The sequence below is a fragment of the Bradyrhizobium sp. 26S5 genome (assembly GCF_036923295.1).
GTDB lineage: Bacteria > Pseudomonadota > Alphaproteobacteria > Rhizobiales > Xanthobacteraceae > Bradyrhizobium > Bradyrhizobium septentrionale.
Window position 1 is genome coordinate 1441641 of record NZ_CP145948.1, and the last position, 20439, is coordinate 1462079.

A 20439-nucleotide genomic window follows, 5' to 3' on the forward strand; every position below is an offset into this window, starting at 1 on the left:
TCGCCGTTGAGGAGGCAGATCTCCCCTTAGAGAGCCGTCCTCCTGCAGTTCGGCCCAGCCGTCGCCCTCGGCTCTCTCCATTTCGTCGTTTCCCTGCCAGCCGAACTCGACGGCATCGCCGTTGCAGGCTCCAGGAATGGAGCCCGTAAGGGAAGGCGAATTCGCCGCCGACCTCATTGAACAGGATGTAGGCGCTCGCCAAGGCCATGTCGTAGCCCGGTGTCTCGACGATCCGCCACCTATAACGCGACAATCCGGATGAGAGCGGCGCGTCAATCAAGATGAGACGAGGCGGCCGAGTCAGGAGATAATTGACGCTGGCCGCCGTCGAGTTCGTTGGGGGTAGTGTGAACAGGCGGCCGGCCTGGACCGCGTCTGCGATCGAGGGCAACTTTTCGACGGTAACTTTCGACGTTCATCTCGAGGATCGTGGCGTGGTGGACCAAACGATCGATGGCAGCCAACGTCATTGCCTGGTCCGGAAAGATACGCCCCCATTCGCCAAATGGCTGATTGGCCGTGATCAGCAGCGAGCGTCGTTCGTAGCGGGCGGCGATCAACTCGAACAGCACACTGGTTTCCGGCTGATCCTTGCTCACATATGTGATGTCGTCGAGGATCAGGAGGTCATAGCGATCGAGTTTGGCGATCGCGGACTCCAGCGCCAGCTCGCGCCGCGCGACCTGCAGCCGTTGCACCAGATCGGTGGTGCGCGCGAAGAGAACGCGCCAACCGTTCTCGACGAGAGCCAGGCCGATCGCCGTGCCGAGATGGGTCTTGCCGCCGCCCGGTGGACCGAACAAGAGCAAATTGGCGCCGGCCTTCAACCAGGCGTCGCCAGCGGCGAGCGCCATCGCCTGTGCCTTTGATAGCATCGGCACGCTTTCGAAGTCGAAGGTGGCGAGCGTCTTGCCGGCGGGCAAACGCGCTTCCACCATGTGTCGCTCGATCCGACGGCGGGTGCGATCAGCCGCCTCGTGCTCGGCAAGGGCGGCGAGGAAGCGGGCGGCAGGCCGCCCTTCCTTGTCCGACTGTGCGGCGAGCTTCGGCCAGATCGCCTTGACGCCCGGCAGGCGGAGCTCATTGAGAAGCAGCTCGACACGGGCGGCATCGACGGAGGTAGCGATACCGGTCATGCTGCCTCTCCCAGGTTCGAGCGGCCCGACATGACGCTGACGGAGGCGAGTTCATCGTAGACGTCGAGCGGCACCAGCTGGACGGCGACACGCGGGATCGAGGCCGCCTCGGGTCGGAAGCGGCCGCGCAGCGCGGCAAGATCGCGTCCAGATCCATCGCGATCACCTCGGCGAGTTCTGCTTCGCAGGCGCGCTCGTGAGCCAGCGCCAGAAGCTCGACCGTCACCTTGCAGGCGCGCCGGTCATCACCATGCTCCCGCAAGGTCTCGAACAGACGTTTGTAAGCTGCACGCGGGAAGAGTTGGTCGCGATAAACGAGATTGAGGAGCGCCATCGGCTTGCGCCGCAGGGCATGGATGACGTGCCGGTAATCCACAACATGACCGCCCTGGCTCTCGGACATAGGCCGACCGCGCCGCAGCGTCACGACCGGCGTGACGCCAAGGAAGCATTCGAGCCGGTCGTCGAAGATGCGCACACGCAGGCGATGGCCGATCAATCTTGAAGGCACGGTGTAGAACACGCGCCGCAGGATGAAGCCGCCTGACGACGTCACCGGGATCACTTTCTCCTCGAAGTCGGTCGTGCGGCCTTTTGGCAGCGGCGCCAAGGCCTCCTTCTCGAGCGCGATCGGCTTGGCGAGGTTGGCGTTGCGCCGGCCGACAATCTCGTCGACAAAAGCCCGGTACGCATCGAGACTGGCGAAGTCGCGCGTCGCGCGTCCCCCGCAGCAACAGCGCATCTTCCAGTGCCCGCTTGAGATGGCCGTGCGCGCTCTCGATCGAGCCGTTCTCATGTACGATGCCCGCATTGTTGCGCGTTGGCGCCATGCCATAGTGGCCCATCAGCCCGGCGTAGCGCTGCGTCAGATCCTCCAGTGCGTCGGCGGCCAGATTGCGGAATGCTGCCGACAGGCTGTCGCTGCGATGCTCCCGCGGCACGCCGCCAAGCGCCCACAGCGCGTTCTGCAAGCCCACCGCCAGGGCGACGAAGCTTTCGCCGCCGAGCACGACATGGGCATGCTCGAAGCCGGAGAACGCCAACCGGAAGTGATAGAGCCGGTGATCGAGCGGCTCACCCGCGATGGTAATACCGAGCGCGCTCACGTCGGTGAAGTCGGACAGACCAGGCGGCCGGGCTCGTGCTGCTGGCGGAAGATCACGTCCTGTTCGGGACCGTTGAGCGCCCGCCAGGCGTTGATGCGCCGCTCCAGCGTGCGGCGGATGTTCGGGTTCAAGTCATGATGCCGTCGGCGCAGCTCGTCCAGCCGCCGATCACGCGGATGCCGGGCGCAGCCTTCAGGATCGGAACGATCTCGGCGTCCCAATACTGCCCGAGCGGATCGGACCGGCGCCGGCCCCTCGGCGTCTTCTTCTGCGATGGCGGGCGACAATCGCCCTCGATTCGATCCGCGCTTGCCTTCGAGAACCCCGCCTTGGCCGCGGCGGCCTCGGGGGACAGCGTCAGTCGGTAGGTCATGTACAGCCTCATCTGGTGGTCGGTGATGTGGAGGCCAGGCAAGGCATCGATTCCCTCTTGTCGAGACGAATCAACAGCTTGCACCAGCCGCACCCGGCCGCCGACGGGTCCAAAAACGCGACGCCGATGGGGACGGTCCTCCGGTCGGGCTGCGCCCTCCCTTCGGTCCGTCCCCATCGACGCAGTCTCACCTTGATTGTCGCTGGAGTCTCACCCTGATCGCCGCCGCGCAGCCACCTGCCCCGAATGCTCATGCCGGTGCCGCCAGAAGCTTGGGCAGCCGGATCAGATTGTAGGCCGCAAGCGCAAGGACAAAGACGGCATCCACCCGGTCGCGACCTCGCCGCTTGACCTTGGCCAAGCCAGGCCGGAAGACTTCTTCGATGCGTTTGCGGCAACGCTGGCTGATGCCGTAGTCGCTGTGACATGTGGTACGTGCGTCGATCGCCGTCTTGCGCCGCTTGCCGGTTTTACTCAGATGTCCATCAATCGCGATGTGCGGAGTAACCGATCTATCCCTCAGGTCGTGGACGAACTGCGTGACATCATAGGCCTTGTCTGCCCCCAGAGTGATCCGCTTCGCGCACCCGCGCCTGTCGATCATGGCAAGTGCAATCTCTCGTTCGGCGGTGCCTGTCGCTTGGCTCACTCCGCCCAAAACCGCTAAACCATTGCGGTTCTCCATCAGCGCATGGCCCATATAGCTCAGCTTGGCCGGCTGGCCGTCACCCTTCTTGTAAAGCCGCGCTCGGCATTGCGTCCCGGACCATCCTCGTCTTTGTCGCTGCCATCCTTCTTCCGGAAGCTCTTGATCGAGGCCCAGGCTTCGATCAGCGTACCATCCACCGAGAAGTGATCGCTCGATAGCAGGCGCTTGACCTTCGGCTGCGCCAAAAGCGCGTTCAGGAACTTGGCCGCAATCTCGCCCTCAAGCAGCCGGTCGCGGTTCTTCGAGAAGGTCGAATGGTGCCAAACCACATAGTCCACTCCAAGCCCAACAAACCAGCGGAACAGAAGATCGAACTCCATGCGTTCCATCAGATGCCGTTCCGAGCGAACGCCGTAAAACGCCTGGAGGAGCATCGCCCGAAGCAACTTCTTCGGTACGATCGAGGGGCGACCGAAGTCCGTACAGAGCTTGCCGAACTCCCAGAAAGGTCACCCAGCGCCGCATTTGCCAAGTCCCGGATCACCCGTAGCGGATGGTCGACGCGAACCCGAGCCTCCAGGCCCACAAAACTGAAAAGCGAGCCGGTCCGGTCGTCACTTCCCCGCATCGCGCCCCCGGTTAAATCCTGGTCCCAGAGAATCACGATACGAAACGCTTCGCTACCGACTTCTTCAACAGCCTGTTAGGTCTTGTAACGCCATGAGGTGTGCTATCATTCGTCTGATCCTTTCAGGTCCCGGCGCAAGGAATTGCAAGCAGCGCGGCGTCCGCAGCGGGGCGACGCCACCAAACCGCAGCGGATGCGAAATGCTTCGCAAAGTGGCGATGCGGAACCTGCATGCGACCCGCCCAGCAGGACATCCTATTTTACTCCGATCAGGTCGGGTGCCGGACCCTCGTTTCTTGTTCGCGCGGGCGGCAACCAACGCGGCCGGTCTGAAGGATATGCATGCGATGCAGCAGGCGATCGCGCATCGCGAACTCGATGCCGATCGTTCGCTAAAACGTCCTGCCCTGCCTAAATGGCAAGTTGCTCCTCAGGATGATGGACGCTCGCAGGCTAGTCGCCGTATTGAAGTACAAATTGGCTTCTCTCGGCGGAACGGTAATTGATTTCGGCGGCGACGATCACTTTGTCAGTTGTCGCCCACGATCCTGCGGCCAACGAAGTAATGAAATGGACCCACGGAGCGGGGCCGCTTGAGCCGGTTTGTTAGTTGGAAACTGACCGCTCCTGATTACTTCCTATCACGCTGCCAGAGACACTGTCTGCTGCTGTTGCTATGGGCATGTGGTCAACGCGTCAGCGTTGTCCACCATTCCACAGCCTTCGCGGCCTGCATCCGTTCGCGCCAGACCGCCATCGGCGTGCGATAGCCGAGCGCCTGATGAAGGCGACGATCGTTGTAGAAGGCGATCCAGCTCGCGATCCCTGCCTTGGCCTCGCGGCCGTCGGCATAGCCCTTGAGATAGATGTTCCTCATGCTTGAGCGACCGCCACAGCCGCTCGATGAAGACGTTGTCCATCCAACGACCGCGGCCATCCATGGAGATCTTGATCCCTGCGCCCGCCAACGCGCCGGTGAAGGCCGCGCTGGTGAACTGGCTGCCTTGGTCGGTATTGAAAATCTCCGGCCTGCCGTACTTCGCCAGCGCCTCTTCCAGAGCCGCCACGCAGAACGAGACGTCGATCGTGTTCGATAATCGCCACGCCAGAACCGCACGGCTCGCCCAGTCGATGATGGCGACGAGATAAAGAAAAGCCACGGCCGATGGGCAGATACGTGATGTCGGCGGCCCACACCTGGTTCGGCCGGTCGATCGTCATGTTGCGCAGCAGATAAGGATAGATCTTGTGGCCCGGCGCCGGCTTCGTCGTGTTCGGCTTCGGTCCCAGCGCCGCGATGCCCATCTTGCGCATCAACCGCTGCACGCGCTTGCGATTGACCTGAAGCCCCTCAGCCTTCAGCATTGCGGTCATTCGCCGCGAGCCCAGGAACGGCCAGGCGATGAACAGCTCGTCGATCCGCCGCATCAGGGCAAGGTCGTTGTCGTTGGCCGGCCGGGGCGGCCGGTAGACCCCGGAGCGCGCGATGCCAAGCAACAGGCATTGCCAACGGATCGACAGCGCCTTGTCGGCGCGATCGAGCATTCCTCGACGGTCCGGCGTGCTCATCTTCCGGACCTCCGCGCTAAAAAATCGCGCTCGGCCGTCAGTTGTCCAATCTTGGCGTGCAGCTTCTCGATCTCGCGTTCGCGCGTTTCCTCGCTCTCGCGCCCGACACCCGCATCAAAGGCCCGCGCCGCCTGGTCCAGCAGTTGCTTCTTCCAGGCATAGATCTGGTTCGGGTGAACCTCATAGCGCTGGGCCAGATCGGCCACCGTCGCCTGCTCCCGCACGGCTTCCAGCGCAATCTTTGCCTTCAGTGCCGCGTCGATCTTGCGTCTCGTCTTCGTCGTCATCATGCCCTCCGTCTATCAAACGGAGCGGCCCTTTTCCAACTAACCTCTGGTCCCAAAATCGGGGTCCATTTCACGATCACGCTCACAAGTTCTTCAACATATACGCCGAAAACCGCGCCTCGCTGTTCTGCTCTTGAAGATTCATCTCAGCTCTCGCATGCCGAAAAACGAATCATCTCACGCTACGCGAGAACCCGCGCCAAAGCTCTGCGGCTTTCTGACTCAGTAAGACTAGGGCAGCGGTAGTGAAGGCTACCGCAAGGCACCGCCAACTTCTTGGCGGATCTCGAATAAGCATTTTTGAGACCAGGCTGTAGGATAGTCCGCCTGTTCATCGAATGGAGGCAATGCGAAGAGGTCCACGTATTGTGCACCCCAAGTAATTCAATTTAGACCGAACGAAAAGAAAAAATTGCGTACGCATCGTGCCAATTGAGCTCTTTCGCGCTTTCTCGTTACATCTTCGACTGGTCGGTGCTTACCGCACAACGTTAGGCAAGCGAGATCAAGTGCGCAGTGTGCCATGATCTGCCGCGGGCCAAGCTACCGCGCGCGTGACTTCCGATGTCACGCTCGGAAACTCGCTGCCAGTTGCAAAAAATTTATAAGCAACAACGTGTGAACTTCTTGAGTAAGTACTGACTCAGGGTGAAACTGCACGATAGGTTGGTTGATGCCGGTGTGCTAGAGCCATGATCTCGCCTTCACTTGAACGAGCTGTCACCATGAGCTGCGGCGCGTCGGACTCATCGAATTCGACCGCCAGAGAGTGGTAGCGTCCGGCAGGAAGTGGAGACTGAAGCTGCTTGAACAATCCCCGACCGTCATGCGTTATTGGTGAGGCTCGCCCGTGCGTGGGACAACGGGCACGGACCACGCGCCCTCCGAAAACGCTGCCGATACACTGGTGTCCAAGACAGATGCCAAGAATGGCGACGCGCCCCGAAAGCTCGCGGACGACGGCAGTGGAAATGCCGGCTTCCATTGGCGTGCGGGGGCAGGGAGAAATGATGATTGCGCGCGGCTTGAGCGCAACGAGATCGGTGATGCTGATCGCGTCATTTCGGACGACTTCTGTCTCTGCACCCAGCATGCGAAGATAACGTGCAATATTGAATACGAAGGAATCGTAATTATCGATGATGAAAATCAAGATGCACCGGGTATCTCGGAATCAAAAGCATCAAAGAGGCGCTGTGCCTTGGCAAGCGTCTTCTCATATTCGGCTTCAGGAGTTGACATCGCCGTTATTCCGCCCCCTGCATGAAACATAGTCAGGTCGCCGTCGATCGTCACAGTACGAATCGCAATGTTCGTGTCAATCTGTCCACTGAATCCAACGAAGCCGATCGCCCCGCAATAGACCTCTCGCGCCACTTTCTCGAGGTCCGCAATGATTTCTATCGATCGCACCTTTGGAACACCAGTCACGGAGCCGCCCGGAAAGCAGGCGCGAAGCAGGCTAACCGCGTCTTGGCCCGCAGCCAGAGTGCCGCTGACGAGACGAGGTGATGCACTGTTGCACAGTGCCATGACATCGCCCGAATTGTCTGTACAGACGCGTGACAGATCGTTGCGCAGCAGGTCGACCATCATGACGTTCTCGGCGCGATCCTTTTCGGACGCAAGGAGCACTTTGGCGCGGCGCCGATCTTCCTCGCCGTCGGCGGAACGCGCGATTGTCCCCTTGATGGGGCGTGTTTCGACCTGCTGTCCGTCAAGTTTCAGAAATCGTTCCGGAGAGCTCGATGCGATCGTTAGCTTTCCGTAGCGCAAGAGCGCTCCAAACGGGGCCGGGTTCGATGAGCGGAGCTGGCAATAGAAGGTCAGTGGATCGAATAGCGGCGCCACCGTGGCACTGAAACATTGCGCGATGTTCGCCTGAAAGATATGCCCGGCCAGAATCAACTCCATGACGCCGTTGGACCGCCGACATGAAGCCTTCGCGGCTAAAGTTCGAATGCCACGGGCCCGCCCTGCTAGGGGTTGTGAGTCGAGGTAACCCTGGCCTGGCAAGCAGTGCTGCAAACTCATCAGCGCGACGACGCGCACGCTCGTTTCGTCGAGCGGGCTCCTACTCCGGCCATCCCGTAGAGACGATCCAGCACCTCTGGTCGCGCTGATCGAAACTGACCACCACGTCATCGAAATGTAGAATTGATTGAGGTAAGCGGAGGCCGGGAAGGGACGGGCCGGCAGTCGCTCCAGTGTCCGGTTCATGTCGTAAGCAAGGAAGCCGGCGGCGCCACCCTGGAACGGCGGGAGATCGGGGCGATGTGCTGCTCGGTATCTGGCGAGAAGGCTTCGGCAGGACTTGGATCGCCCGCAACGGCCTCTGCATTCCAGCTTGCCTGTCCATCGGCGACCAAATAGGTGCCAAACGGTTCGCAGGTCAAATATGAGTACCGCCCGAGAAGTTCATGCCCTGCCGCGCTATCGAGAAAGGTAAGCTGCGGGCGCTGCGCAAGGCATCGCCTTGACAGGCTCGATCCACTGCAACTCGCGGACGTGCATAGGGCTATCGGTTACCGATGATCGGCAGGCCGTAAAGCCGGCTCTGATCGTTGTCCTGGCGCGAACAAGCGCAATTTCCGTCCAACACGTACAAAGCCTCGAGGCTGATCATCATCATGCTTAGCTGCGACTAGCTCGTCGGGGGCGTCGATCAACTTGGCTCAACCCCGACGTTCCAGCGAAATAGACATCTGCTGACAATTCGTAGTCAGCGGCAAACCGCAGTTCCGAAGTGGCCGCACGCACCGGATCGCTTCTTGATACCTCGAAGCAGGACCGACGCTGTGCGTGTCGCCCGCCTTTGCCGTCTTCCATCCGGTCGCATCGTGCCCGAGCGTTATCGCCTGCAAGCGGGCGACCCCATATTCGCCGGAGATTGACGAGGTTCGCATCGACCCGGAACCGCCCGACGTCACGGCGACCAACATGGGTATCTCTAGAATCCATTTGTGCGCCGGTCCATCTTGGCCCCGGGGGCGCGTCGCAAGTCTCGCGCGGCTCAAGCCAGCGTAAGGCGCCGACAAACCTTGGTATAGGTTTGGCAACCCATTCTATATCGCGCGCTTGCCTTTGTAGAGTTGAGTCACTCGTCGAGTTGTTTGTACTTTCGACGTCGCCGCTGGATCATTCGATAGTGGCGCGGAAGCCGTTAGTGCCGACTGATCCGCTTGCTGCAAGGCGTTGCTTGAGGCGTGAGGATGAAGCGGAATGGAAATGCGTGAGCCCGCTTCCGTATTCTGAGTCGGACCTCGGGCCGATTGCGCACAGAATGACATGGGTCTTTATCCTGAAGAGGTGTGTCCATACTTGCGATCAGCAATCAAAAGGGCAAAGATTCATCCAAGGAATGGTGATGAAGAAGTGGAGGATCGGATCCTCTGCCTAGGAACTAGCCGTTAGAGCAGCCGATTCCGCTTCCTTCTCGGGTCTTTGCCACTGTCAGCGCGCTGATGACCGTAACTGGAGCGCGACTTGCCAGTGCCAGCGAATTTGCGTCACCCTCCTGAATGCGAGAGCCTCGATGGCATTTGCCGATCTTTTCCTCAAACGTCCCGTGTTATCAGTCGTCATCAGTCTGCTGATCCTATTGATCGGCCTTCGCGCGGCCGCCGTTCTGCCGATCCGGCAGTATCCGAAGCTGTCAAACACGGTCGTCAATATCACAACCTCCTACCCGGGTGCCTCCGCCGACATGATCCAGGGGTTCATCACGGCCCCCCTGGAGCAGGCAGTGGCGTCCGCCGAGGGCGTCGACTACATCACGTCCTCATCGGTGCTCGGTAGCTCGACGATCCAGGTCTACATCAAGCTCAATTTTGATCCCAACGAGGCGCTTACCGAAGTGCTCTCCAAGGTCAACTCGGTCAAGTCTCAAATTCCGAAGGAATCAAACGATCCGGTCGTCACCAAGTCAGCCGGTCAGACCACGGCTGTCATGTATATCGCTTTCTCCAGCGAGGAACTGACGGCCAGCGCGATCTCCGACTATCTTTCACGCGTGGTGCAGCCGGTTATGTCGACCGTAGAGGGGGTCGCAGCGGCGGACATCCTGGGCGGCCAGAGTTTTGCGATGCGGCTATGGCTCGATCCTGTGAAAATGACCGGGCATGGCGTGTCGCCGGCGGACGCTTCGGCTGCAATTGCCGCCAACAACTTCCAGGCCGCGGCCGGTCAGGTCAAGGGCTATCTCACCATCTCCGACATCACAGCCAACACTGATCTGCGCGGTGTCGATGACTTCAAGCGCATGATCGTCAAGGCCAATGACGGCGGATTTGTGCGCATGGAGGACATTGCGACGGTCGAGCTTGCCGCGCAGACCGCAGACGCCAGTGTCTCCATGAACGGCGAGCACGCGGTCTTCATCGGCGTGCAGGCGAGCCCTCAAGGCAATCCACTGAACATCGTACGAGGCGTACGGACGCTATTTCCAGACATGGAGCGCAACTTGCCGCCTTCGCTGAAGATGAAAGTGGCCTACGACTCCACGAAGTTCATTCAATCATCGATCGATGAGGTGGAGAAGACGCTGGTCGAGGCCGTCTTGATCGTGGTGGTCGTGATCTTCCTGTTCCTGGCTTCGTTTCGGTCGGTCATCATTCCCGTAGTTACCATTCCGCTGTCGCTTGTTGGCGTCTGCAGCATGATGCTGGCGCTGGGGTTTTCATTCAATCTTCTGACCCTTCTCGCGATGGTGCTTGCGATTGGTCTCGTGGTCGACGATGCAATCGTCGTCGTGGAGAATATTCATCGCCATCTGGAACAAGGTGCGCCGCCCGCGCTGGCCGCGACCCAGGGGGCGCGCGAAATCGTCGGTCCCGTCGTCTCCATGACGATCACGCTGGCCGCCGTGTACGCGCCAATCGGCTTTATCGGCGGCCTCACTGGCGCGCTGTTCCGCGAATTTGCGTTCACGCTGGCGGGCTCGGTCATCGTGTCGGGCGCAATTGCGTTGACGCTGTCGCCGATGATGTGTTCGGTCTTCCTGAAGAACTCTGAGGAGGGGCGGTTTGCAAGGGTTGTGAACCGCGCGTTCGGCGCCACGACCCGCTGGTACGGTCGCAACCTCGACCGCTCGCTCGACTATGGTCCGATTACCGGGCTGTTTGCGCTGACCATGCTGGGCCTTGCGGGCTTTCTCTACATGCATACGTCCAAGGAACTTGCACCTGAGGAGGATCAGGGCATCATATTCGCGCTGACTAAAGCGCCGAAATACGCCAATATCGATTACTTCGATTATTACGGCGCCAAGCTCGACAAAACGTTCCAGAAGTTTCCCGAGACCGATTTGCGCTTCGTGCTCAACGGCAGCAGCGGGCCGCAGGGCGGCATGGCCGGCATGTTGCTAAAGCCTTGGGACGAGCGTAAGAGATCATCGATCGCGCTCAAGTGGTCCGTTCAGGCCGAGCTGTCCAAAATCGAAGGCATCAACGCATTTGCCTTTGGTTTGCCGCCTCTTCCGGGCGGTTCGGGCGGCCTGCCGGTGCAAATGGTGATCAGTTCGACCCTAGGTTTCCAGTCCGTCTATGAGCAGATGTTGAAGCTGAAGGATGCCGCGCGCAAGAGCGGTCTGTTCGCGGTCAGTGACTCTGACCTTGAGTTCAATCAGCCCGTGGTGCAAATCAAGGTGGATCGATCCAAGGCAAGCGATCTCGGCATCACCATGGAGAACGTCGGTGGCGCGCTTGCGACCCTGCTCGGCGGCAACTACGTGAACCGCTTCAACTTGCAGGGGCGCTCCTACCAGGTGATCCCGCAACTGGCGCGCGAAAACCGCCTGACGCCGGAATCACTTGGAAGCTATTATGTGAAGACTGCGAGAGGCTCGATGCTGCCGCTGTCGACCGTGGTTTCCATCGAGACTGCGACCGATCCGAACACGCTCACCCACTACAACCAGCTCAACTCCGCGACCTTCCAGGCTGTACCGATGCCTGGTGTCACGATCGGTCAGGCTGTGGACTACCTGGACGAGGAGGCAAAGATGCTGCCCGCAGGCTTTAGCCACGACTTCCTTGCCGACGCTCGCCAATATGTGCGCGAGGGTAATCAACTCGCCATCACCTTTGCGTTTGCACTCATCATCATTTTTCTGGTGCTTGCGGCGCAGTTCGAAAGCCTGCGCGATCCCCTCATCGTCATGATCAGCGTTCCGATGGCGGTCGTCGGGGCCTTGATCCCGCTATTCTTTGGCTTGTCGACGATGAACATCTACACTCAGGTTGGGCTGTTGACACTGGTCGGGCTGATTTCCAAGCACGGTATCTTAATGGTTGAGTTTGCCAATGAGCTGCAGCTCAAGGAGAGGCTCGACCGCCGCTCGGCTATCGAGATGGCGGCGCGCGTTCGACTTCGTCCGATCTTGATGACCACGGCGGCGATGGTCACTGGTCTCTTACCTTTGTTGACCGCAACGGGCGCTGGCGCCGCGAGCCGCTTCTCGATTGGGCTCGTGCTCGTCGCGGGCATGTCCATCGGAACGTTGTTCACGCTCTTCGTGCTACCGGCGCTCTATGTCGCGATTGCGTCCGATCACCGCGCCGGTGCGAATGCTGTCCACGTCAAGAACACCGCTGAGTTGGAACACGCCGGGGCTGTTGATGCCCACTTGGCCAAGTGATGACGCTCACAATCAATTGAGCTTCGCTGAATTGGTGCTAAAGCAGGGGGCGCTGATCGCCGACCGCGGTGACTTGATCGCGCTGGTTGGCTACAATTGGTGGCGCGGTCCGCGTCATTCTCTGCTCCGACAGGCTCGGTATTGTTGCCGACCGATCAGAAAGGGGCGGTAGCTATTGGCCTCTGCCAGAGTGAATTGCCGGACATCCACGGCAGCGCAACTCGCATGCTTGCCTGTCTGGGAGAATTCATGCACTCCCGATGACGAACAGTGGTGGTGCCGCCTTGTTTCATTGGCTCTGGAAGGGAATGATTTGCTCGGGCTTGTCTTGCCGGCAGAACAGACGAGCGCTGGTTTGCTGCAGTCTGCGTCCCGTAGGCGAGCGGGTCGGAACTGGCTGGGCGTCTGAAGCCTATCTCATTAACATAGCTATGGATTCGATACTGGTCGGGCACAGGCAGCTTATTCTGGCTAGCAAGGGGCCTCTAGCGCTGCGCAGCAAGAAACCCGCCGCGTTGCAGCGATCATCACGCGGATTGCCCATCGCTTGTTCCAATGCCGATGACCATCCAGTAGGAAAAAGCGAAAAACTCGAAAGGCTACCCGACCCCAACAAGAAGGCGCGGCCCCAACACCGGCCCCTCCTGCAAAAATCGAATGCTTCATCAAGACAATTCCTATCTCTCGGGCCGATCTACTTTCTTCCCCAAAGACTTGACGGGGAGCGCGGTATGAGCGGAAGGGACCCGTGATCACGTTGTCCAGCGCTACGACGGGCTTCGCTTATGCGCAGCGCTCTGAATTCTCGGCGGTGCCGTCTCGGGCATCATCAGCATGGCACAGAATCCGGCCGCGCTAGCGACAAGCATGTACCAGGCGGGAGCCAGTGCGTTCCCGGTAACGTGGATCAACCAGGTGACGATGGGTTGAGCTGTGCCACCGAAGATCGCTATCGCAAAAGCGTAAATCGTCGCGAAGGCGCCGCCGCGGATGTTCTTGGGCAAACCTTCGGCCATGCTCACATAGAAGGCGCTATACGGGACCGTTCCGATGAAGGTGAGCGCGCCGAGGCCTCCGAGAAGTGCGATGGCACTGCGGCTCTCTACGATCCACCAGAATACCGGATAGGTCATCAGCAGCGCGGTGACCTGCGGCCATATCATGATGTGCCGGCGTCCGGCACGATCCGCGAGCCAACCGCCCAGCAGTGCGGCGCCAATTCCTACTGCATTGCTGACGAGCGTGGTGCCGAAGGCGAGAGGCGCAGAAACTTGCAAGGTATTCAGCGCATAGGTGGTCATATATTCCGTGATGTAGGTAAAAATTGTGCAACTGGCCAAAATGACGAGTCCCAAGCTCATCATACGGCGGACGGCACGCAATCTCTTCGCACTCTCGACGACGGGAGCCGAAGCTTCCGGGCGGTGTAATGTCTCCGGCAGGGCGCTCCGCAGCCAAAGTCCGAACGGCAGCGTGCCGGCGCCGAGCAAGAACGCGATCCGCCAACCGTACGCGTCCAGTGCCTCACTTGTCATCGCGAGGGAGAGTATTTCTCCAACCAGCGCTCCGGCGGTTGCAGCTATCTGTTGGCTGGCAGGCTGAAACGAGACAGCAAGACCGCGGGCTTCGGCCGGGGCCGCTTCCATCAAATAGGCAGTAGTCGGACCGACCTCACCTCCCAGAGCGAAGCCCTGCACCAAACGTGCGAAAATGGCCAGCAACGGAGCGCCAATTCCTATCGTCTCGTACGATGGCGTAACAGCTAACGCGAGGATCGCGGCGCTCATCATGGCAAAGCTGGCAGTCATCGCGGGCCGGCGCCCGACCCGATCCGAGTACGAGCCGAGCACGATGGCCCCTATCGGTCTGGTTACAAAACCCGCGCCAAACGTCCCGAGCGACAGCATGAGGCTGGCAAACGGGTCGCTCGCCGGGAAGAACGCCTGACCTATCTGGATTGCGAAAAAGGTATAGGTCCCGAAGTCGTAAAATTCGAGAATATTGCCGATCGTTGCGCCCAACACGACGCTGCCGGTCAGGCTTTCGTCCGGCGCAACGAGAATCGGCTTTCGATGCTCCGGAGCGAATTGACTGGCCATCCCCGATCCATCTCGGTCGCGATCTGGCCGAAGGCTTCGGCCAGCCAGGTTGCGCGCGTTGCTCTCCATCTAACCTACACGCCGTCTATCTTGAGGCGGCCGGGTCGCGCGCCGATTTCCCAGATGTGGATGTAGCATGTCACGACGAAGCCCATCGTAACGCCTGCAATAAAGATGCCTGCTTCGTGCAGCCCGATTCAAGCCTTGCACTGATCGCGGCAATCGCCCGCAAAAATGAATAAAGGAAACCGGTGCAGCCATCGGGCGCGGGCAGTCGTTGTGGTCCTGCGCGATGGCGGGTTTGCGACAACATTGGCAGCCACCGAACAGAAGGCCTGCTTTCACACAGAAGGGCCGCCATGCGTGCATGCTGCGTTCAGCTGGCTGCGCGTGCGCGGAAGTGTCAGGCGATTGGCCCGGCTCTTTGCTCCACCGCGTGGTAGTTGCGCGAAACTGCATGCTTTGTCGAGATTGTTCCCTGCAGAATAAGATCTTCGTGCGATCAAACGTAATGGGAGCTTGCATTGTTGATGGCACCTTGAAAACGGCCGACATCGCGCCGGCCGCCGCAGGCATCAGGCGGTGATATCCGGTCATGGCGAGCCGCAGCTCAGCTGGCCGCAAATGACAAGCGTGATGCGCCAGAATTGAGCCCCGAAAAGTGGAGTCAAAGGCATCAGCGATGGCGACGCGCATCTGTGGGTGGATTGGATTCATCAATGTCGTCCTAGGATTATAGCCTTCCTTTCATATTGCGACGCTGCCGTCAGGTTTTGGCCGCAAAGGCGTGCGGCCTCTGTAACCAATAGCGGTCGCGCTCCGCTCACGCATCTGCGTGCGCACACGCTCGAAGCTCGATGGCAAAGCACGCCTGCAATCAAAAGTCGGTTCGCTGAAATGGACCCCGATTTTGGGACCAGAGGTTAGTTGGAAAAGGGCCGCTCCGTTTGATAGACGGAGGGCATGATGACGACGAAGACGAGACGCAAGATCGACGCGGCACTGAAGGCAAAGATTGCGCTGGAAGCCGTGCGGGAGCAGGCGACGGTGGCCGATCTGGCCCAGCGCTATGAGGTTCACCCGAACCAGATCTATGCCTGGAAGAAGCAACTGCTGGACCAGGCGGCGCGGGCCTTTGATGCGGGTGTCGGGCGCGAGAGCGAGGAAACGCGCGAACGCGAGATCGAGAAGCTGCACGCCAAGATTGGACAACTGACGGCCGAGCGCGATTTTTTAGCGCGGAGGTCCGGAAGATGAGCACGCCGGACCGTCGAGGAATGCTCGATCGCGCCGACAAGGCGCTGTCGATCCGTTGGCAATGCCTGTTGCTTGGCATCGCGCGCTCCAGGGTCTACCGGCCGCCCCGGCCGGCCAACGACAACGACCTTGCCCTGATGCGGCGGATCGACGAGCTGTTCATCGCCTGGCCGTTCCTGGGCTCGCGGCGAATGACCGCAATGCTGAAGGCTGAGGGGCTTCAGGTCAATCGCAAGCGCGTGCAGCGGTTGATGCGCAAGATGGGCATCGCGGCGCTGGGACCGAAGCCGAACACGACGAAGCCGGCGCCGGGCCACAAGATCTATCCTTATCTGCTGCGCAACATGACGATCGACCGGCCGAACCAGGTGTGGGCCGCCGACATCACGTATCTGCCCATCGGCCGTGGCTTTTCTTTATCTCGTCGCCATCATCGACTGGGCGAGCCGTGCGGTTCTGGCGTGGCGATTATCGAACACGATCGACGTCTCGTTCTGCGTGGCGGCTCTGGAAGAGGCGCTGGCGAAGTACGGCAGGCCGGAGATTTTCAATACCGACCAAGGCAGCCAGTTCACCAGCGCGGCCTTCACCGGCGCGTTGGCGGGCGCAGGGATCAAGATCTCCATGGATGGCCGCGGTCGTTGGATGGACAACGTCTTCATCGAGCGGCTGGCGGTCGCTCAAGCATGAGGACATCTATCTCAAGGGCTATGCCGACGGCCGCGAGGCCAAGGCAGGTTGTCGGTGAGGGGCGCTGGTCGGACGAGCGGGTGCTGGCCAAAGTTCGCCAGATGGTTCTGCCGGCGATCGAGCGGCATGGGCCGATCGAGGCCTGGATCTTCGACGACACGGGCTTTCCCAAGAAGGGCACGCATTCGGTGGGCGTGGCCCGGCAGTATTGCGGCCAGCTCGGCAAGCAGGACAATTGCCAGGTCGCGGTGTCGCTGTCGCTGGCCAATGCTCATGCGAGCCTGCCGGTGGCCTATCGCTTGTATTTGCCGGAGAGCTGGGCCTCTGACACTGCCCGCCGCCAGAAGGCAGGCGTGCCCGAGAAGATCGGCTTTCAGACCAAGCCGGAGATCGCGCTCGATCAGATCCGCGCGGCCTGTGCGGCGGGCTTGCCGCGCGCGTCGTGCTGATGGATGCGGGCTATGGCGCGCACATCGATCTGCGCACAGCCGTCACGGCGCTGGGGCTGCCCTACGTCGCTGGCATCCTGTCGAACACCACCGTGTGGGCGCCCCGCACCGGGCCTTTGCCGCCCAAACCTTACGTCCGGGGCCGCGGCCGGCCGACCAAACAGCTACGCCGTGATGCCAAGCACCAACCGGTCAAGGTCAAGGATTTTGCCTTAGCCTTCCGGCCAAGGCGTGGCGGACGATCACTTGGCGCGAGGGAAGCAATGTGATCCTCAAGTCGCGTTTTGCGCGGCTGCGCATTCGCATTGCCCATCGCGACTTCAACCGCAGCGAACCTTGGCCGGAAGAATGGCTGTTGATCGAATGGCCGAAGGGAGAACAGGAGCCGACAAAATACTGGCTCTCAACTCTGCCGGAGAATATTGGCTTCGCCCGTCTTGTCGATCTGGCCAAACTGCGCTGGCGCATCGAGCGCGATTATCAGGAGCTGAAGCAGGAGGTCGGGCTCGGGCACTTTGAGGGGGCGCGGCTGGCGCGGCCTCCATCATCACGCAACGCTCTGCATCGCAGCCTACGGATTCCTGATCTCCGAACGAGAGACGATTCCCCCCTCAGCACCTCGCTGCACCGCTCTCTTCTCGCAACTTGCCGTTCCCGACGGTTACAGACCCAGAGGATCCGCCATTGCGGCCTGAGCGTCACATTCCAAATTCGATCGCAACCATGCGCAGGCGGCTGGCCGACGCGATCATCAAGACCTTGCAACGATGCCCGTGTTGCCGACGCCGACAGCAAAACGTCAATCGTCGCCTACGCTTATGACGCAGTAAGACTAGGTGTTTAGTCCCGGCATTTGCTGGAGCGGATTGAGTTTGAATCGTTCTGGCTGGGAAGTCCAGGCTTTGCAGATATATTCGTAGGGCGTGAGGCCCTTCAGGGTCTTCAGCGGCCGAGCGTAGTTGTATGCGTTAATGAAGTCAGCAAGGTGTGCTTCGAGCTGATCGTGTCGATCGTAATGATAGCGTTGGACGGTCGCTTCCTTGATCGTGCGGTTCATGCGCTCGACCTGCCCATTGGTCCAGGGATGCTTGATCTTGGTCAGCCGATGTTCGATGCCATTCTCTTGGCAGCGCATATCGAACATATGTGTCACGTATCTTGCCGTCGGGCCGTCCGCGTAGCGCGGCAAGAAGGTGAACTGGATCCCATTGTCGGTGAGAACCGTATGGATCTTGTAGGGCACAGCCGCGATCAGAGCTTCGAGGAAGGCGGAGGCGGAGGTCCTTCCCGTCTTCCTGACCAGTTGCACGAAGGCGAACTTGCTGGTGCGATCGATGGCGACGTAGAGATAGAGCTTGCCTTCAGCGGTCTGGAGCTCAGCAATGTCGATGTGGAAATAGCCGATCGGATAAGCCTCGAACTTTTTCTTCGGAGGCTTACTGCCTTCGACCTCCGGCAATCGACTGATGCCGTGGCGCTGGAGACAGCGATGCAGGGATGATCGCGTCAGATGTGGGATGGTCGGCTGAAGCGCATAGAGGCAATCGTCGAGCGGCAATAGCGTATGCCGCCGGAAAGCAACAATGATCGCCTCCTCCTCGATGGAAAGCACGGTCGATTTGGCTTCCGTTGGGCCTGTCGGGAGATCGGCGACTGTCTCGCGCCCCTTCCACTTCGCGACGGTCTTTTGGTTGATCCCGTAGCGCCTGGCGAGCGCTCTCAGGCTCTCTTGACTATCTTGTATTGCTCGACGGATTGCCTCCGTCGTGGTGGCGCAGCCGTGTAAAACTTGTCCCATAGCGCATCCTTCGAATCGTGCGATAAGAATGCACCATCAAAGCTTGGGACTAAACAATCGAGTGTGGAACTTTGGAAAGCTGTTGCCTGCCATCAAAGCCGGCGGGAAGATCAAAGCCATCATCGATAATATGAAGCGGCTCGAGGCCAGACAAGCGAAGTCGAGGGAGAACCTCGCGAACGCGGCAGAGCCGCCGCCTCTCCTACATCCGATATGACGGATATCAGCGTCAGTGCCTAGGTGCGGCAGGCCACAGCATGCGAGTTGACATAGCTGCTTTCCTGGCAGCTCGTCAGCTTCTGGACAGCCGACTCTCCTACCATAGCAATCGGGTCTCTCGCCGAAGGAACTGCTGACGCTGAGCTATCCATTGGGCGGACCTGCAAGAGACCATGTTCCCAAAGGCAACAAGGAGAGCAGCATGGACTTCAACCGAATCGGCGGTGCCGGGCCGTCAAGGTCCCCAGAGGAGTACGCCTGGAATCAAGAGGATGAAGATTACCTTCGTCAGTTCCTAGATGAAGCAAGGACGAACGAGGCGGGGCCATCATCGGCTGCCCCTGAGGAAACATATGATGTCTCATGGGCGGTTCCCGAGAGATTTTCCCATGGTTCTCAACCCGCCCCGCAACGAATGATCGAGAGACTGTCCCACCACGGTCTTTTGCCGGACGCGGACCAGCCGACGATGTCCTACGAGATCCGGGGTCACCGCTATACGGCCACGCTGGACCCGACCAGCGGCACTCGTCTCATCCACAATCCTCCGGAGGACCAGAGGATGGGCGAGGGGCCGCAGGGCGTACCAGATTTCGGAGCATTCTTCCGGGAGACCTGCCGTCGCAACGTCCCGCTGCCGGAGCAGTGGGCCCCGCTGGCCCTGATCGAGAAGCTGCGCGAGGCGGGTTACATGCCTACCCCTAACCACCCAACAACCATCGCGCTCGACGGCAAGCTGCACAAAGCCGAATTAATCGAAGGAGGGTTCGTCAGACTTACGCGGCAAGGGTGAGATTGCAGACGATGACTGAACCAGCCCGTGGCTAGCGTCCTGCCTGTTACATGGTCGCCAGAGCTAAGCAACCGGGTTAGAGCGGCAATTCTTGTTGCAGGCTGCTTTGAGAATGCGAGGGTCTGAGGCTTTGAGCCTCAGAACCTCGCAATTCCGCTTTCCAAACGCCCTTCGCGGATGAAGCATGTCTCCCTATCCACGTCCGAGGAGGGATGCGCCGAAGATGTACCCAACGATGGGATCAGGCGATCTGTTCTGGGCCAGGCTGGACCGGATCAGCAAAGCGCGAATTGGTTCTGCTCGCCGGCCAGATCGATGGGATTGGATCGACAGCGAGTCGTGCCGCTTATCGCGAGAATGTTGGCCGGATTTCGCGACGCACTTCATGATCGGGCTGCTGTTGCTCAAGCGCACTTGCGGGCTCTCCCGGCAACGGCGGAACAGCTTTTTTAGTCGATCCGGAGCCCACCCGCGCGAGCAAATATGGAGGCGCCAATAGCCGACACGGCGGCGTCCAGTGGGCGATCGTCTTTATGCGCAGCGAAGCCCAGCGGTAAGCGGCAAACTGAGGCCGTTCAGGCGGCGTGGTTCCATGGCATAAGTGTCTCATCCTGTTTTGCCAGCCGTTAGTAATGTGCTTGAAGCGTAAGGGTAACCCACCCACTCCACCAGACGAGGTCTCTTTCAGTCTCTTTGCCGCTTACAGTCTCTTAGATCGGACTGAATTGTTGTGGTGAGGGAAAACGACC

8 protein-coding genes and 8 pseudogenes are annotated in these 20439 nt (G+C 60.1%); 6 read left to right on the top strand and 10 right to left on the bottom strand.

What is annotated here, in order from left to right:
* Positions 1-272 precede the first annotated feature (272 nt).
* From istB to V5279_RS06895, 3 genes and pseudogenes are all read right to left on the bottom strand, one after another.
* On the bottom strand, positions 273-1136 hold the full coding sequence (gene istB, locus V5279_RS06885; RefSeq protein ID WP_338696054.1) for an IS21-like element helper ATPase IstB: 864 nt from the start codon (positions 1134-1136) through the stop codon (positions 273-275).
* A pseudogene (gene istA / locus V5279_RS06890) lies at positions 1133-2657 on the bottom strand (IS21 family transposase). Before istA ends, istB begins: the two are co-directional and overlap by 4 nt.
* Positions 2658-2865: 208 nt before the next feature.
* Positions 2866-3892, bottom strand: a pseudogene (locus tag V5279_RS06895) (IS5 family transposase).
* Positions 3893-4239: 347 nt separating this feature from the next.
* Between V5279_RS06895 and V5279_RS06900 the strand changes: the two are divergent.
* The gene (locus V5279_RS06900; protein WP_173643937.1) at positions 4240-4398 is read left to right on the top strand and encodes a hypothetical protein; all 159 of its coding nucleotides are present in this window, start codon (positions 4240-4242) and stop codon (positions 4396-4398) included.
* A gap of 182 nt (positions 4399-4580) precedes the next feature.
* On the opposite strand, the pseudogene V5279_RS06905 reads toward V5279_RS06900, so the two are convergent.
* From V5279_RS06905 to V5279_RS06925, 5 genes and pseudogenes are all read right to left on the bottom strand, one after another.
* A pseudogene (locus V5279_RS06905) lies at positions 4581-5748 on the bottom strand (IS3 family transposase).
* Between the two features lie 567 nt (positions 5749-6315).
* Positions 6316-6901, bottom strand: a pseudogene (locus tag V5279_RS06910) (anthranilate synthase component II).
* The gene (locus tag V5279_RS06915) at positions 6898-7662 is read right to left on the bottom strand and encodes an anthranilate synthase component I family protein (RefSeq protein ID WP_338696056.1); all 765 of its coding nucleotides are present in this window, start codon (positions 7660-7662) and stop codon (positions 6898-6900) included. Before V5279_RS06915 ends, V5279_RS06910 begins: the two are co-directional and overlap by 4 nt.
* A 291-nt stretch (positions 7663-7953) precedes the next feature.
* Positions 7954-8148, bottom strand: a pseudogene (locus V5279_RS06920) (hypothetical protein); the annotation flags it as partial.
* Positions 8145-8270 (bottom strand): annotated as a pseudogene (locus V5279_RS06925) (hypothetical protein); the annotation flags it as partial. The pseudogenes V5279_RS06925 and V5279_RS06920, both read right to left, overlap by 4 nt.
* A 1013-nt stretch (positions 8271-9283) precedes the next feature.
* Between V5279_RS06925 and V5279_RS06930 the strand changes: the two are divergent.
* Positions 9284-12385: an efflux RND transporter permease subunit gene (locus V5279_RS06930; protein WP_338696058.1), complete on the top strand. Its 3102-nt coding sequence runs from the start codon at positions 9284-9286 to the stop codon at positions 12383-12385.
* Positions 12386-13152: 767 nt separating this feature from the next.
* Here V5279_RS06930 and V5279_RS06935 read toward each other — a convergent pair.
* On the bottom strand, positions 13153-14484 hold the full coding sequence (locus V5279_RS06935; protein WP_338696060.1) for an MFS transporter: 1332 nt from the start codon (positions 14482-14484) through the stop codon (positions 13153-13155).
* Between the two features lie 966 nt (positions 14485-15450).
* On the opposite strand from V5279_RS06935, the gene V5279_RS46980 reads away from it, so the two are divergent.
* The 3 genes and pseudogenes from V5279_RS46980 to V5279_RS06945 form a co-directional block, all read left to right on the top strand.
* Entirely contained in the window at positions 15451-15741 is a 291-nt protein-coding gene (locus V5279_RS46980) for a transposase (RefSeq protein ID WP_414645694.1), read from the top strand.
* Positions 15729-16480, top strand: a pseudogene (locus V5279_RS06940) (IS3 family transposase); the annotation flags it as partial. The gene V5279_RS46980 and the pseudogene V5279_RS06940, both read left to right, overlap by 13 nt.
* A pseudogene (locus V5279_RS06945) lies at positions 16413-17575 on the top strand (IS701 family transposase); the annotation flags it as partial. The pseudogenes V5279_RS06940 and V5279_RS06945, both read left to right, overlap by 68 nt.
* Positions 17576-17712: 137 nt before the next feature.
* Here the strand turns inward: V5279_RS06945 and V5279_RS06950 are convergent.
* The gene (locus V5279_RS06950; RefSeq protein WP_338696062.1) at positions 17713-18678 is read right to left on the bottom strand and encodes an IS481 family transposase; all 966 of its coding nucleotides are present in this window, start codon (positions 18676-18678) and stop codon (positions 17713-17715) included.
* A 421-nt stretch (positions 18679-19099) separates the two neighbouring features.
* On the opposite strand from V5279_RS06950, the gene V5279_RS06955 reads away from it, so the two are divergent.
* Entirely contained in the window at positions 19100-19690 is a 591-nt protein-coding gene (locus V5279_RS06955; RefSeq protein WP_338696064.1) for a hypothetical protein, read from the top strand.
* The last annotated feature ends 749 nt before the right edge of the window (positions 19691-20439 follow it).